Annotated in this window: 15 protein-coding genes; 2 read left to right on the top strand and 13 right to left on the bottom strand. The window is 62.7% G+C overall.

What is annotated here, in order from left to right:
- Nucleotides 1–5 precede the first annotated feature (5 nt).
- The 3 genes from I6G83_RS23330 to fabB all read right to left on the bottom strand — a co-directional run bounded on the left by I6G83_RS23330 (nt 6) and on the right by fabB (nt 2,259).
- Nucleotides 6–329 carry a copper-binding protein gene (locus I6G83_RS23330; RefSeq protein WP_054306701.1) on the bottom strand — a complete coding sequence of 108 codons (324 nt, stop codon included), beginning with the start codon at nt 327–329 and terminating at the stop codon, nt 6–8.
- A 70-nt stretch (nt 330–399) separates the two neighbouring features.
- A complete protein-coding gene (locus tag I6G83_RS23335) occupies nt 400–822 on the bottom strand; it encodes a hypothetical protein (protein WP_015673215.1) in 423 nt (140 codons plus the stop codon).
- Nucleotides 823–1,038: 216 nt separating this feature from the next.
- On the bottom strand, nt 1,039–2,259 hold the full coding sequence (gene fabB, locus I6G83_RS23340; RefSeq protein WP_054306702.1) for a beta-ketoacyl-ACP synthase I: 1,221 nt from the start codon (nt 2,257–2,259) through the stop codon (nt 1,039–1,041).
- A gap of 171 nt (nt 2,260–2,430) precedes the next feature.
- On the opposite strand from fabB, the gene mnmC reads away from it, so the two are divergent.
- A complete protein-coding gene (gene mnmC, locus I6G83_RS23345) occupies nt 2,431–4,452 on the top strand; it encodes a bifunctional tRNA (5-methylaminomethyl-2-thiouridine)(34)-methyltransferase MnmD/FAD-dependent 5-carboxymethylaminomethyl-2-thiouridine(34) oxidoreductase MnmC (protein WP_054306703.1) in 2,022 nt (673 codons plus the stop codon).
- A gap of 57 nt (nt 4,453–4,509) precedes the next feature.
- Here mnmC and I6G83_RS23350 read toward each other — a convergent pair whose 3' ends face one another.
- From I6G83_RS23350 to prmB, 6 genes are all read right to left on the bottom strand, one after another.
- A complete protein-coding gene (locus I6G83_RS23350; protein WP_015673218.1) occupies nt 4,510–4,791 on the bottom strand; it encodes a YfcL family protein in 282 nt (93 codons plus the stop codon).
- 60 nt (nt 4,792–4,851) lie between these two features.
- Complete coding sequence (locus tag I6G83_RS23355; RefSeq protein WP_054306704.1) at nt 4,852–5,400, bottom strand: elongation factor P hydroxylase; 549 nt, start codon at nt 5,398–5,400, stop codon at nt 4,852–4,854.
- Between the two features lie 66 nt (nt 5,401–5,466).
- Nucleotides 5,467–6,267, bottom strand: a complete 801-nt coding sequence (locus I6G83_RS23360) for a sulfite exporter TauE/SafE family protein (RefSeq protein WP_054306705.1) — start codon at nt 6,265–6,267, stop codon at nt 5,467–5,469.
- Between the two features lie 3 nt (nt 6,268–6,270).
- Nucleotides 6,271–7,098 carry a penicillin-insensitive murein endopeptidase gene (gene mepA, locus I6G83_RS23365; protein ID WP_054306726.1) on the bottom strand — a complete coding sequence of 276 codons (828 nt, stop codon included), beginning with the start codon at nt 7,096–7,098 and terminating at the stop codon, nt 6,271–6,273.
- A gap of 90 nt (nt 7,099–7,188) precedes the next feature.
- Nucleotides 7,189–8,274 (bottom strand): chorismate synthase, encoded by a 1,086-nt coding sequence (gene aroC / locus I6G83_RS23370; protein WP_015673222.1) that lies wholly within the window; start codon nt 8,272–8,274, stop codon nt 7,189–7,191.
- 58 nt (nt 8,275–8,332) lie between these two features.
- The gene (prmB, locus tag I6G83_RS23375) at nt 8,333–9,265 is read right to left on the bottom strand and encodes a 50S ribosomal protein L3 N(5)-glutamine methyltransferase (protein WP_041411839.1); all 933 of its coding nucleotides are present in this window, start codon (nt 9,263–9,265) and stop codon (nt 8,333–8,335) included.
- Between the two features lie 253 nt (nt 9,266–9,518).
- On the opposite strand from prmB, the gene smrB reads away from it, so the two are divergent.
- The gene (gene smrB / locus I6G83_RS23380) at nt 9,519–10,049 is read left to right on the top strand and encodes an endonuclease SmrB (protein ID WP_041412170.1); all 531 of its coding nucleotides are present in this window, start codon (nt 9,519–9,521) and stop codon (nt 10,047–10,049) included.
- 63 nt (nt 10,050–10,112) lie between these two features.
- Here the strand turns inward: smrB and sixA are convergent, their stop codons facing one another.
- The 4 genes from sixA to I6G83_RS23400 all read right to left on the bottom strand — a co-directional run bounded on the left by sixA (nt 10,113) and on the right by I6G83_RS23400 (nt 14,991).
- On the bottom strand, nt 10,113–10,595 hold the full coding sequence (sixA, locus tag I6G83_RS23385; protein WP_054306706.1) for a phosphohistidine phosphatase SixA: 483 nt from the start codon (nt 10,593–10,595) through the stop codon (nt 10,113–10,115).
- A 426-nt stretch (nt 10,596–11,021) separates the two neighbouring features.
- The gene (gene fadJ, locus I6G83_RS23390; RefSeq protein ID WP_054306707.1) at nt 11,022–13,184 is read right to left on the bottom strand and encodes a fatty acid oxidation complex subunit alpha FadJ; all 2,163 of its coding nucleotides are present in this window, start codon (nt 13,182–13,184) and stop codon (nt 11,022–11,024) included.
- Nucleotides 13,184–14,494: an acetyl-CoA C-acyltransferase FadI gene (gene fadI, locus I6G83_RS23395; protein WP_054306708.1), complete on the bottom strand. Its 1,311-nt coding sequence runs from the start codon at nt 14,492–14,494 to the stop codon at nt 13,184–13,186. Before fadI ends, fadJ begins: the two co-directional genes overlap by 1 nt.
- Before the next feature lie 200 nt (nt 14,495–14,694).
- Nucleotides 14,695–14,991: a YfcZ/YiiS family protein gene (locus tag I6G83_RS23400; protein ID WP_072186145.1), complete on the bottom strand. Its 297-nt coding sequence runs from the start codon at nt 14,989–14,991 to the stop codon at nt 14,695–14,697.
- Nucleotides 14,992–15,029: the final 38 nt, after the last annotated feature.

The raw sequence follows: 15,029 nt of genomic DNA on the forward strand, positions 1-15,029 counted from the left end.
GCTCCTTACTGCTGGCTGGCGCTGAGGGCGATCAGCTGATAGCCGCCGTCTACCTGACGGAAGCTGAACTCAATCGGCGTATCGGCGGGCAGCTCCGCCAACGGCGGCTGCGGCTGCAGGAAGTTCATGGTCATCGGCGGCCAGCCCAAGGACTCAATCGCCGGGTGGGCAATCGACACCTTGTGACTATTCCAGGCTTTCAGCACGCCTTGGCTGTGGGTAACCGCCGTATCGTGCACGGCGGCAGAGTGGGACGCCGCCGGCTCGGCGGCCAGAACGACGGGAGATAACAGCAGTGAAAAAACGGCAACGCTCAATAAATTACGCATAACGATAGCTCCATAAAATAGTTAACCAACACGAAATGCCGTCCGCTGGGACGGTAAAACGCGAGGTTGGCTATTCACGGAACCGACAGAACACAACCTCTGTCGGCGGCCCTGCTATCGGCGGCGTTTGCCAGTGGGAACGGGAAATCTGCGGTGCGAAGCGCGGTACGGCGAGCGATAGGCCAAAACTGGCCGGCAGGGCCGCCAGCGACAGGCTGGCGTGATCCTGCTGCGCATTGTCCGGCACGCAGTGCTTTTCACACAGCGCATCAGCGCCCGCAGGGTGCGCCATCGCCGACGCATCCGGCTGCAGGTGCGCCATATGCTGGGCGGCAACCGCACTGCCTAGCGGACGCAGGTCGCAACCGTGGCCGGCCAGCGCTAACTGCCCGTTAAACAGCAGCCAGACCAGCAGCAACAGCCATGCACCGCCGCGTTTGCTGACGAAGCGCAGACGGTGCATAAACTGTGACAGAGCGGCCTGAACGGACATTTATTCTTCCTGAAAATATGTCACCAAGAGTATTGCTAAACGGCGAATGCCTTTCGCCTCTGGAGACGGAATGAGGTCATCATGACGGAGGCAGGATAAAATTCTTTGATTTCAGTCAATGGCGGGCGGCGCATGCGTCAACTGGCGCGCAAAAAAATGGGTTCGCTAAAGCGAACCCATGGTTTGATGCTGAATCTATCCAGCAGACGAATAAACTTACTTCTGCAGTTTACGCATCACCAGCGTGGCGTTGGTGCCGCCAAAGCCGAAGCTGTTGGACATCACGGTGTTCAGTGCACGCGTGGTCGGCTGGGTGACGATGTCCATCCCCGCCGCTTTCTCGTCCAGATTTTCAATGTTGATGCTCGGGGCGATAAAGCCGTGTTCCAGCATCAGCAGGCTGTAGATCGCTTCCTGCACCCCGGCGGCGCCCAGCGAGTGGCCGGTCATCGCTTTGGTGGAGGAGATGGCCGGCGTGGTGTCGCCGAACACTTCGCGGATTGCGCCCAGTTCTTTCACATCGCCGACCGGCGTAGAGGTGCCGTGTACGTTGATGTAGTCGATCGGCGCATCCAGATCCTGCATCGCCATCTGCATGCAGCGCACCGCGCCTTCGCCGGATGGCGCAACCATGTCGGCGCCGTCAGAGGTGGCGCCGTAGCCGACGATTTCAGCATAGATGTGCGCGCCGCGCGCCAGCGCGTGCTCCAGCTCTTCGACCACGACCATGCCGCCGCCGCCGGCGATCACGAAGCCGTCGCGATCGGCGTCGTAGGTGCGGGAGGCTTTTTCCGGCGTTTCGTTATATTTGGTGGACAGCGCGCCCATGGCGTCGAACTCGCAGGCCATTTCCCAGCACAGCTCTTCGCCGCCGCCGGCAAAGACGATGTCCTGTTTGCCCAGTTGGATCTGCTCAACCGCGTTGCCGATACAGTGCGCTGAGGTGGCGCAGGCGGAGCTGATGGAGTAGTTGACGCCGTGGATCTTAAACGGCGTCGCCAGGCAGGCGGAAACGCCGGAAGCCATGGCCTTGGTCACCACGTAAGGACCAACGGCCTTCAGGCCGCGCGGGCTGCGCATCGCGTCAGCGCCGAACACCTGGAAGCGCGGGGAACCGCCGCCGGAGCCGGCAATCAGGCCGACGCGCGGGTTATTCTGGTATTCTTCTTCCTTCAGGCCGGAAGACTGAATCGCTTCCTGCATGGACAGGTAAGCATAGATGGAAGCATCGCTCATAAAGCGCACGACTTTACGGTCGATCAGGCCGGCAGTGTCCAGTTTAACATTGCCCCATACGTGACTACGCATGCCGGAATCTTTTAACTCCTGAGAGAAAGTAATCCCAGAACGTCCTTCCTGCAGGCTCGCCAGGACCTCCTGTTGGTTATTACCAATGCTGGAGACAATACCCAGGCCAGTAATCACTGCACGTTTCATTCAATACCTCTTCCACAATTTTACATTCGGGATTTTGCCTCGCACTTTAGCGTACAGATGTACGCCGAACAAGTCCGATCAGCGTTTTTCAGCTTTATTCTTATCCAGTTTGCGCCGCAGCGCCAGCGCCGTTAAAATCGCGCTACCTCCTTGAATGACGAGCAACCAACCGTGAGCAACTCCCCCATCCAAACCGCCGCGCTATCCTGGAACGAACAGGGTACACCTGTTTCGAAACAGTTTGATGACGTCTATTTTTCCAATCAGGATGGGCTGGAAGAAACCCGCTACGTCTTTCTCGGCGGCAACCGGCTGCCGGCGCGCTTCGCCGCACATCCGCGTCCGCTGTTTATCGCGGCGGAAACCGGCTTCGGCACCGGGCTGAACTTTTTAACCCTGTGGCAGGCGTTTGAGCGCCATCTGCAGGCCAATCCCGACGCCCCGCTGCAGCGCCTGCACTTTATCAGCTTTGAGAAATTTCCGCTGCAGCCGGCGGATCTGGCGGCGGCGCATGCCCGCTGGCCGGAGCTGGCGCCGTACGCCGATCAGCTGCGCGCCAGCTGGCCGCAGGCGCTGCCCGGCTGCCACCGCCTGCTGCTGGCGGAGGGCCGCATAACGCTCGACCTGTGGTTCGGCGACGTCAACGCGCTGCTGCCGCGCTTCGACCACAGCATCAATAATCAGGTCGACGCCTGGTTCCTCGACGGCTTCGCTCCGGCGAAAAACCCCGATATGTGGAGCGAGCAGCTGTTCGCCGCCATGGCGCGCTTCGCCCGGCCGGGCGGCAGCTTCGCCACCTTTACCGCCGCCGGTTTTGTACGCCGCGGCCTGCAGCAGGCGGGCTTTACGGTGGAAAGAACCAAAGGCTTCGGCCAGAAGCGCGAAATGCTGGTCGGCACGCTGCCGGCGGACAGCGCGCTGACGCCCGACCCGACGCCGTGGCTCCATCGGCCGGCCGCGGGTACAACGCAGGATATCGCGCTGGTCGGCGGCGGCATTGCCAGCGCCCTCACCGCGCTGGCGCTGCTGCGGCGCGGCGCCAACGTCACGCTGTACTGCGCGGACGATGAAGCGGCCGCCGGCGCCTCCGGCAACCGTCAGGGCGCCCTGTATCCGCTACTCAACGGCCGCGGCGACGTGCTGGAGCGTTTTTTCAGCGCCGCCTTCCCCTTTGCCCGCCGTCTGTACGACACGCTGGCAGACCGCGGCGTCGCCTTCGAACACCGCTGGTGCGGCGTCAGCCAGCTGGCCTATGATGAAAAAAGCGCGGCGAAAATCGGCAATATGCTGGCTACCGACTGGCCGGAAGCGTTCGCCTTTGCCGCCGATCGCGATACGCTCAGCCGGCTGTGCAGCGTCGACAGCGGCTTCGGCGGCATCAACTATCCGCAGGGCGGTTGGCTCTGCCCGGCGGAGCTGACCCGCGGCGCGCTGGAGTTGGCGCAGCGCCAGGGGCTGAGCTGCCATTACCGCCACCGGCTCAGCGCGCTGACGGCGGAATTCGGCGGCTGGCGGCTCGACTTCAGCCACGGCGCCAGCCGGCAGCATCAGGTGGTGCTGCTGGCCAACGGCCACCAGCTGGCGGCGCTGCCCCAGTGCGCCGAGCTGCCGATGTACGCGGTGCGCGGCCAGGTGTCCCATATTCCGACCGCGCCGGCGCTGGGCCAGCTGCAACAGGTATTATGCTATGAAGGTTATCTGACGCCGGTCAGCCCGCAGCATCAGCAGCACTGCATCGGCGCCAGCTACCAGCGCGGCGTGACCGATACCGCCTACAGCGAGCAGGAGCAGCAGGAAAACCGCGCGCGGCTGCTGCGCTGCCTGCCGCAACAGGCGTGGACGCAGCAGGCGGACGTCAGCGGCGGACAGGCCCGCTGCGGCGTGCGCAGCGCCACCCGCGATCATCTGCCGATGGCCGGCGCGCTGCCGGACTACCGGCAAACGCTGGCGCAGTACCAGAATCTGCCGCAGCGGCGTCAGCGTGGGGAAGTGATCGAGCAGGCGCCGGTCTACCCGAACCTGTTTATGCTCGGCGGGCTTGGCTCACGCGGGCTGTGCTCCGCGCCGCTGGCGGCGGAGATCCTGGCGGCGCAGCTGTTCGGCGAACCGCTGCCGGCCGACGCCGAGGTGCTGGCGGCGCTCAATCCGAACCGGATGTGGGTAAGAAAACTGCTGAAGGGTCGCCCGCTGTAAACCGGGCGGAGGCGCGCCCTTCTCCCCGCACGGCGAGAGGGGCGGCAACATGCGGCATCAGGCGGTGGGCAGCGCGGCCTGGTACAGATTCTCCCACATCGCTTCCACCAATACCTGATCGGGCGGCGACAGCTCGCCGGCGCGAATGGCGTTATGCAGGCTGTCTTCAACCCGCACCTTCAGCTGTTCGGCGCTGTGTTCGCCCTGCTCTTCCGCTTCGGCTACCGCCAGCGTCAGATGACCGCGCAGATAGCCACCGGCAAACAGTTCATCATCACTGGCGTGGTCTACCATGTCATCAATCAGCGCCAAAACGCGCGCTTCAAATTCAGCGATCATCGCATGTCCTCATGTTCCCCTGCGGCATCGCGCCGGCCAGAGGCGGGGTTTAAAGTAAAATCAGTTCAAATCTTCCGGATAGGGAAAACTCTCAGCCGTCAGCGGCGGCGTATTGTAAAACGATTGTAACGCCTGAATAAAGCGCGCCGGCCGTTCAGGGATGCCTTTTTCCAGCAGTTCCAGCACCCGGGCGCGCACTTTACGCTGGAAAGCGACGCGATCCGGCTCGCAGTCGCCGTTCAGGTTGTCGCAGCTGACGTTGAACGGGAAGCCGGCGGCGACGCAGAACAGCCACTCCAGCGCCTGCGGTTTGACTTCCACCGCCTCAAACTCGCTCTGCGTCTGCGCATCGCGGCCGTCCGGGCAGTACCAGTAGCCAAAATCGACCAGCTTGCGCCGCTCCGCGCCGGCAATGCACCAGTGGGAAATTTCATGCAGGCCGCTGGCGTAGAAGCCGTGGGCGAACACGATGCGGTGGTAAGGCAGCTCATCGTCCGCCGGCAGGTAAATCGGTTCATCGTCGCCTTTGACCAGGCGCGTGTTGTAATCGTCGCTGAAGCACTGATTAAAAATTTCAATCAGCTGGGGATATTGGTGCGTGTCTGACATAAAAAAACTCAAAGTAACCACAAAAACAGGGCGGCTATTATTTCACGTCGCCGCCCGATTGACCCGTTAAATATGCATCGCCAGCCACTGCTGGATTTCAGCGCCGTGATTGTCGTACAGCAGCTTCAGGCTCATCACCAGCGACACCACCACGATCATCGGCCGAATCAGCTTTTGGCCGCGCGTCAGCACCATATGCGCGCCCATGCGCGCGCCCAGCACCTGCCCGACCAGCATCAGCAAGCCGATGCCCCACACCACCTTACCGCCGATGATAAAGAAGATCAGGCTGCCGAAGTTGGAGGTGAAGTTCAGCACCTTGGCGTGCGCGGTGGATTTCGCCAGGTTAAAGCCGCACAGCGTCACATAGGCCAGCGCGTAAAAGGAACCGGCGCCGGGGCCGAAAAAGCCGTCGTAAAAACCGACGCAGCCGCCGGCCACCAGACCGAACGGCAGCGCGCTCAGACGCCGCTGGCGGTCGCTCTCCCCCAGGCGCGGCGTCAGCAGGAAATAGAGCCCGATGCCGATCACCAGCAGCGGCAGCATCTGCCGCAGCAGATCGGCGCGCATATGCTGCACCAGGATCGCGCCGGCGATCGAGCCGAGCAGCGTCAGCAGGATCGTCAGCTTTTGATCGCCGAGATTGACCGCCTTGCGACGGATAAAATACAGGCTGGCGGACAGCGAGCCGCCCACCGACTGCAGCTTGTTGGTCGCCAGCGCTTCCGCCGGCGGCACCCCCGCCGCCAGCAGCACCGGCACCGTCAACAACCCGCCGCCGCCGGCGATAGAATCAATAAAACCTGCCAGTAACGCCACGGCAAACAACACCCCGAGCATTTCGGGGCTGACCATCAACCAGTCCATGAATTATTCCGCAGAAAAATGGTTATCTAACAACGCCTGACAGGAAGGCGGCAACGGCGGCACGACCCGCTTGCCCGGTTTCGAGCTTGGCTGGTGCGGTTCAAACCAGCTGGCCAGTTCGGCCCCGCAGCCGTCGCCCGGCGGCGGCGGATCCTGATCCTTACACTCCAGGCTGTCCGGCGGGCAGCTCAGCCGCACGTGCATATGCGCGCGGTGGCCAAACCACGGCCGCACCTTGTGCAGCCAGGCGCGGTCGCTGCCGGCATCGTCGCACAGCCGCTGTTTAATCGCCGGGTTGACAAAGATGCGCGCCACCTCGTCGTCCTGCGCCGCCAGTTTGATCAGCGAACCAATCTGCGGCTGCCACTGATTATCACGCACCCGCATGCCGTCGCCGCTCACCAAGTCGATCGGCTGCGGTTTCAGCAGCTGTCGCTCGCTCCAGCGCTGATGCGGCAGCTGCAGCCAGATATCCACGTCCAGACCGGACTGGTGGCTGGCATGGCCGCTGCTGAAGCGCCCGCCGGCCGGCATCGCCATATCGCCAATCAGCACCGTGCCCAGCCCCTGCTGCCCGGCCGCGCGGGTCATACGCTGGATAAACGCCAGCAGATCCGGGTGGCCGAAGTAGCGACGCTGGTCCTGACGCATCACCTGATAATCCGCCGCATTCAGCGGCAGCGGCCGGGCGCCGATCACGCAGCCGTTAGAGAAACCGCCGATGGCCTGCGCCGCCCCCGACACCGGATGATCGATCTTCTGCCACGGCGTCAACGCCAGCGCGGAGCTTGACGCCAGCAGCGCCATCAGAGCCAACAACCCTTTTTTCATCGTGATATCCATTGATTTCGCCATGCGGACCGGCGCCATGCCGCGCCGTCGGAACAACGGGCATCGTGACGATGCCCGGATAGGGCGCGGTTACCAGCGCGGTACGTCGGACAGCACGTCGCCGTTCTGCCCGCGCTGGCGCAGCAGGTGATCCATCAGCACGATCGCCATCATCGCTTCGGCGATGGGCACCGCGCGAATGCCGACGCACGGATCGTGACGGCCGCGGGTCACCATATCCACCGCCTCACCCTGACGGTTGATGGTGCGCCCCGGCACCATAATGCTGGAGGTCGGCTTCAGCGCCAGGTGGGCAATCACCGGCTGGCCGCTGCTGATGCCGCCGAGAATGCCGCCGGCGTGGTTGCTCTGGAAGCCTTCCGGGGTAATTTCATCGCGGTTTTCACTGCCGCGCTTGGTGACCACGGCAAAGCCGTCGCCAATCTCCACGCCTTTCACCGCGTTGATGCTCATCAGCGCATGCGCCAGATCGGCGTCCAGACGGTCAAACACCGGCTCGCCGAGGCCGACCGGGACGTTCTCCGCCACCACGCTGACTTTGGCGCCGATGGAGTCGCCCTCTTTTTTCAGCGCGCGCATCAGTTCATCCAGCGCCTCCAGCTTGTCCGGGTCCGGGCAGAAGAACGGGTTCTGTTCAACCTGCTCCCAGTCCTTCAGCTCGCAGCTGACGTCGCCGATCTGCGCCAGATAGCCGCGCACCTTCACGCCGTATTTCTGCTCGAGGTATTTTTTGGCGATCGCCCCGGCCGCCACGCGCATCGCGGTTTCACGCGCCGACGAACGGCCGCCGCCGCGATAGTCGCGCACGCCGTATTTCTGTTCGTAGGTGTAGTCGGCATGGCCTGGGCGGAACACGTCTTTAATCGCGCCGTAGTCTTGCGAACGCTGATCGGTGTTTTCGATCATCAGGCCGATGCTGGTGCCGGTGGTCACGCCTTCAAACACGCCGGAAAGAATGCGCACCCGATCGGGTTCACGGCGCTGCGTGGTGTAGCGCGAGGTGCCCGGACGACGGCGGTCCAGGTCGTGTTGCAAATCTTCTTCCGTCAGCGCGATGCCCGGCGGCACCCCGTCAACGATACATCCCAGCGCCACCCCGTGAGATTCGCCAAAGGTGGTGACGCGGAATAACTGCCCAATACTGTTCCCTGCCATCACGGCTCCTTACCGTTGTTTTGTTATCAGGCCTGCCGCGGCAGGCCAGGGAAAATCATCAGCTGCGATACATGCTGAAATGTGCCTTGCAGTCCACCAGCTGTTGCTTGGTCAGCATAAATACGCCGTCGCCGCCGTTGGCAAATTCCAACCAGGTGAACGGAATATCCGGGTACTGCTCCATCAGATGTACCATGCTGTTGCCGACTTCACAAATCAGCACGCCGTCATCGCTGAGAAAGTCCGGCGCGCAGGCCAGAATGCGGCGCACCAGTTTCAGGCCGTCGCTGCCCGCCGCCAGGCCCAGTTCCGGCTCAAAGCGGAACTCTTCCGGCAGGTCGGACATATCTTCAGCATCCACATACGGCGGGTTGGTGACGATCAGATCGTACTGGATCGCGGGAACGTCGCGGAACAGATCGGAACGGATCGGGATCACCTGATGTTCGACCCCCAGCGCCTGAATATTGCGCTCGGTCACCGCCAGCACGTCGCTGGAGATATCCACCGCGTCCACTTCCGCTTCCGGGAAGGCGTAGCCGCAGGCGATGGCGATGCAGCCGCTGCCGGTGCACATATCCAGAATATGGCGCGGCGGGTGCGGGATCAGGCCGCTGAACTGGTCGTTGATCAGCTCGCCAATCGGCGAACGCGGCACCAGCACGCGCTCATCGACGTAAAACTCCAGGCCGCAGAACCAGGCCTTGTTGGTCAGGTAGGCCACCGGCACGCGCTCGTTAATACGGCGGATCACCCGCTCGACGATGCGATGGCGCTCGCTGGAGGTCAGACGCGCGCTGCGCATCTCTTCCGGAATATCCAGCGGCAAATACAAACTCGGCAGAACCAGCTGCACCGCTTCGTCCCACGGATTATCGGTTCCGTGACCATAGTAGATATTGGCGGCGCTGAAGCGGCTGACGGTCCAGCGCAGCATATCCTGAATGGTGTGCAGTTCGTTCACTGCTTCGTCGACGAAAATTTTGTCCAATGTGCCCTCCGGCAGGCGGCTGTGATTCATGAGATAGCCGCATAGTTTGCCACGAAGCCCGCGACAAATCAGCAGCTATATACGCGTCGCCGCAAGTTGCCGATGCGCCGCCCGCGGGCGAAATAAGCGGCCATCGCGTTAAGATTAGCCGCTTCTGATTAACCTGGCTTAACCTGACGGCAACAGTTTTGCGTCGTCAGATCGCGCGCGACGCGATAAACTAGCCGAAAATAGCCGTCAGTGAATGAAAACCATGAAGAACAAACCGCCGCTGAGCCAGGATGAACTGCAGCTCTTCAGAGACTCGGTGACGGGCGCCAAGAAGCTGCGTCAGGACACCATCGTCCATCGCCCGCCCAAGCCGAAAATCAAGCAGGCGCCGCCGCAGCGCCTGCTGCAGGAACAGGTCGACGCCAGTTTCTATTTTTCCGATGAGTTTCAGCCGCAGCTGGACGAAGACGGCCCGACCCGCTACGTGCGCCCCGGCGCCAGCCCGTTTGAGCTGAAAAAGCTGCGCCGCGGCGACTATGTGCCGGATCTGTTCCTCGACCTGCACGGGCTGACGCAGCTGCAGGCCAAACAGGAGTTGGGGGCGCTGATCGCCGCCTGTAAACGCGAACACGTCTACTGCGCCTGCGTGATGCACGGGCACGGTAAACATATTCTCAAGCAGCAGACGCCGCTGTGGCTGGCGCAGCACCCGGACGTGCTGGCGTTCCATCAGGCGCCGAAAGAATGGGGCGGCAGCGCCGCCATCCTGCTGTTGGTCGAGCTGGCCGACTAGGCGGCAGAAATGACAAAGGGCGATGTTCACCATCGCCCTTTGCGGTTTGCGCGCATTGCGCTATCAGACTTTCGCCATCAGCTGTGACGGGCTGACCTGCCACTCCAGCTTGCCGGCGCTGCCGTCCTGCGCCAGTTCGACATAGGCAATCGCCGAGGTGGCGAACATCAGCGGACACTCGCCCGGGCACAGTTCCGCCACCAGATAGCCGACCAGCGGCAGGTGGGACACGATCAGCACCGACTCCACGCCCTGCTGCGCCAATACCTGCAGATAGCTGACCACCAGCGCGGCGTCACCGCCCGGGGTCAGCGCCGCCATCACTTCTGCCTCTTTCGGCAACGTCAGCGCGTCGCGCACCGTTTCCAGCGTCTGCTCGGCGCGCAGATAAGGGCTGACCAGCACGCGTTCAATATCCACAGACTTGGTGTTCAACCAGGCCGCCATCTGACGTGACTCATCACGGCCGCAGAGGGTAAGAGGCCTTACCGCATCGCTGGCCGCATCAAGTGCCGCCTCTCCGTGACGCATAATCAAAACTTGCATAGTGCACCGCTGTTGTTGACAAAATAACTGCGTAATTGCAGCAGCCGCTTCAATGGCTCCGGCGCATTAGCCGGGCCCCTGATTAACGCAAAAGCACATCGTGCTTCCAAACGATAACGCGCCGTCTCTCTATGGCGGCCGGGCATTTTGCCTGAAAGTTCACGCAAAGAAAACGCCGTTTTTTCGCCGCCGGCGCGACTTTGCGCGAAGCCATCGTTCACTTTACAACCAATTCAACAGGTTAAAATTCACGCGCAATGCGCGAAATTTCACGCCGGCGGCGCACCTTCCGCCGCCGACTGCCTACGTTACCTCGCACCGATCCCCCTGTACAGCGTCCGGGATTACAGGTGTCGCAAGGAGTGATAGCGATCACATCGCGGCCCTGTTGTTACTGTAGTGCAAATCGGGCCGCCATGCCGTTCGCTAACGGGGATAGAAGCGCTCGTTCTGTTGTGCCATGCGCTGCAGACGTTCGCACGGCGCAAAATGCTCGCCGTGCTGCTGCTGCAGATATTGCAGGGTTTTCACCACCTTCTCCGCACCCAGCTCGTCCATATAGCGGAACGGCCCGCCGAGGAACGGCGGGAAGCCGATGCCGAACACCGCGCCGATATCGCCGTCGCGGGGGCTGCGAATCACCCCTTCCTCCAGACAGCGCGCCGCTTCGTTCAGCATCATCATCACGCAGCGCTGGGCGATTTCCGCCGGCGGCAGATGAGCCTTAGGCGTGATGCCGAGCAGCGTATAGACCGAGGTATCGGCGCGCTTTCTGCGCTGACGCTGCTGCCCTTCGCTGGGGTACAGGTAGAAGCCCTTGCCGTTCTTGCGCCCCTTGCGGCCGTCCTGCAGCACCGCATCAAACGCCGCCGGCGCGGCGAAACGCGGCCCCAGCTCCTCCACCAGCACCGGGATTATTTTGGTGCCGACGTCGATACCGACCTCGTCCAGCAGCGTAATCGGCCCCACCGGAAAACCGAAATCCACCAGCGCCCGATCCAGCGCTTCAATCGGTTCGCCGGCCAGCAGGCAGCGCGCCGCCTCATTGATATAGGGCGCCAGGATGCGGTTGACATAAAAACCGGCGCGGTCGGCCACCACGATGGCCGTTTTCCCCTGCTTATGCGCCAGCGCCACCGTGGTGGCGATAGTCTCAGCGCTGGTTGCGGCATGCGGGATCACCTCCACCAGCGGCATTTTATCCACCGGGCTGAAGTAGTGCAGGCCTATCACCTGCTGCGGCCGCTGCGCCTTGGCGGCAATCTGGCTAATCGGCAGCGAAGAGGTATTGGAGGCGAAAACGGTATGCGGCGCGGCGTGCTGCTCCACCTCCGCCACCATCTGCTGCTTCAGCGCCAGATCTTCGAACACCGCCTCCACCACGATATCCACCTGCTCGAAGCCGCAGTAATCGGTGGTGCCGGAAATCAGCATCATCTGCTTTTGCCGCTCCGCCGGACGCATGCGCTTGCGGCGCACCCGCTTGCCCAGCACTTCCCAGCTGTATTTCAGCGCATGGTTAATGCCCTGAGTATTGATATCCTTGATGCGCACCGGCAAACCGCCGCGCGTCGCCGTTACGCAGGCGATGCCCCCGCCCATCAGACCGCCCCCCAGAATGCCGACCCGCGCAATAGCGTGCGGCTGCGCATCCGCGCCGCGCTCCTTTTTCAGCGCGGTGGAGGCAAAAAACAGGCTGCGCAGCGCCGCTGACTGCGGCGTCATCGCCAGCTCGCCGAAGGCGCGCGCCTCGGCCTCATAGCCGCTGGCGCTGCCCTGATCCAGACCGGTGCGCACCACCTGGATAATCCGCTCCGCCGCCGGATAATTGCCGAGCGTCTTCTCCAGAGTCTTCTTGCGTACGATGGCGAACAGCGCGCTGCGTCCGAGCGGGCCATTGAGTAAACGTTCCTGCCACGGCAGTTCGCGCCGCGCCGACCAGCCCTGCCTGGCGCGCGCTACCGCCGTCTCCAGCAAAATGGCGTGCGGCACCGCATCGTCCACCAGCCCCATGCGCAGCGCCTGGCGGGCGCGGATCTGTTTGCCGGTCAGCATCATATCCAACGCCTTGCCGGCGCCAACCAGCCGCGGCAGCCGCTGCGTGCCGCCGGAGCCGGGCAGCAGGCCCAGCTGCACTTCCGGCAGGCCGAGCGCGGTTTTGTCGTCCAGCGTGCAGATGCGGCTATGGCAGGCCAGCGCCAGCTCAAGCCCGCCGCCGAGGCAGGCGCCGTGGATGGCCGCCACCACCGGCACCGGAAAAGCGGCCAGCTGCGCCAGCGTGCTCTGCCCTTTCTTCGCCAGCGCCTGCGCCTCTTGCGCGCTGTTGCAGGCGGCGATCATGGTGATGTCAGCGCCGGCGATAAAGGAATCGGGCTTGCCGGAGATAATCACCAGCCCCTCCAGCGCGCTATGCTGCTGCGCCTGGATCAGTACATCATTTATTTGTTCGACAAATTCGGCCTTCAGCGTGTTGACCTTTTCCCCCGGCACGTCAATGGTAATCACGCCGATATTGTCCGGGCGCAGGGTCAGGCGAAACGCCGTCTGCGGCGCCCGCTGTTCATGCAGTGCGTTGATCGCTGCGCTCATTATTCCACCTCCACAACCATTGCCGCGCCCAGGCCGCCGGCGGCGCAGGCGGTCGCCAGCCCCAGACCGCCGCCTCGGCGTTTCAGTTCATGCAGCGTTTGGGTAATCATCCGCGCGCCGGTGGCGGCAAACGGGTGCCCGTAAGCGATAGAACCACCCAGCACGTTGAATTTTTCCATATCGACCTCGCCGATCGCCGCGTCGCGCCCCAGCTTTTCGCGGGCGAACGCCGCGCTGGCGAACATTTTCAGGTTGGCCAGCGTCTGCGCGGCAAAGGCCTCATGCATATCGATCAGCGTAAGGTCGGCCAGCGTAATGCCCGCGCGGTCCAGCGCCAGCGGCGTGGCGTACGACGGCCCCAGCAGCATATCCTGCCAGACGTCGATGGCGGCGAAGGCAAAGCTGCGCAGATAGCCGAGCGGCTGCAGCCCCAGCTCCCGCGCGCGGGATTCACTCATCATCAGCACCGCCGCCGCCCCGTCGGTTAACGGCGTGCTGTTGGCGGCGGTTACGCTGCCGTGTTTACGATCAAACGCCGGTTTTAATTTGGCGTAGGAGGCCAGGCTGGAATCTTTGCGGATATTGTTGTCTTCGGCCAGCTCCGCCTTATACGGCGGCACGTACGCCGTCATCACCTCGTCATGCAGCCAGCCCTGCGCCCAGGCGTTGGCCGCCAGCTGATGAGAACGGTGCGCCAGCGCATCCTGCTCTTCACGGCCGATGCCGTGCGTCTTCGCCATCTGCTCGGCGGTGTCGCCCATCCGCAGGCCGGTGGAATATTCCGCCACCGCCGGCGGCACCGGCAGCAGGTCGCGGAATTTCAACCGGCTGAACAGCTTCAGACGCTGCGACAGCGTGCGCGCCTTGTTAACGTCCACCAGCGTGCGCGCCAGCGCCTTGCTGACGCCGATCGGCAGTACGGAAGAGGAGTCGGCGCCGCCGGCAATGCCGATGCTGACGCTGCCGGCGATAATGCTTTCCGCCACGTTGGCGATCGCCTGAAAACTGGTGGCGCAGGCTCGGGAGACGCTGTAAGCGTCGGTGTGCACGCTCATGCCGGTGCCGAGCACGATCTCGCGCGCGATATTCGGCGCTTCCGGCATCTGCACGACCTGGCCAAACACCAGCTGCTCGATCAGCGCCGCATCGATGCCGCTGCGCGCCACCAGCTCGCTGACCGCCATTTTACCGAGATCCACCGCCGGCACGCCGTGGTAGGCGGTCGCCTGCTTGGCGAACGGGGTGCGTAATCCATTAACAATTGCAATTCTGTCCCCCTGACGGGTGACCAGCGGCAGTGCCTTACTCATAAATGCTCCTGAAGAAAGTAACGTCAGCGCAATCCGCAAACAGGTCTGACCTGATGAGGTCATTGTTAACCAGATGTTTACATTTGGCAAACCGTCAGAGATGAAATCTGCGAGCAGGAGCAACTTTAAAACGGGGGATTGGCCCGCAAGGGGCTAAAGAGAGGCTGCGCGGCGGACGCCGCGCAGAATACCGTGCGGGATTAACGCAGGCCCAGCTGGAAAATCAGCGTTTCCGCCTGGCAGGCAAAGGTGAAATCAGCGTTCAGCCGCACGCCGCCGTCCACCGGCTGCAGGCTGCTGTCGATCGCGCAAGGATCGGACTCTACCGAACGCGCTTTTTCCGTCAGCGCCGCCAGCGTCTGCTGCGCTTCCTGCTCGCTGCTAAAAATCTGGCTGTAGGACGCGGTGCAGTCGGTATTGTCCATCACGGTGCCGACATCCACGCAGCAGCACGCCGCTGTTTCCTGCGCGCTGCATTTATTAATTGCATCTGACATAGTCAATTCTCCTCACGACGCCAGGAATGTGACCCGGC

It is taken from the genome of Serratia rubidaea (assembly GCF_016026735.1).
GTDB classification, from domain to species: Bacteria; Pseudomonadota; Gammaproteobacteria; order Enterobacterales; family Enterobacteriaceae; genus Serratia_B; species Serratia_B rubidaea.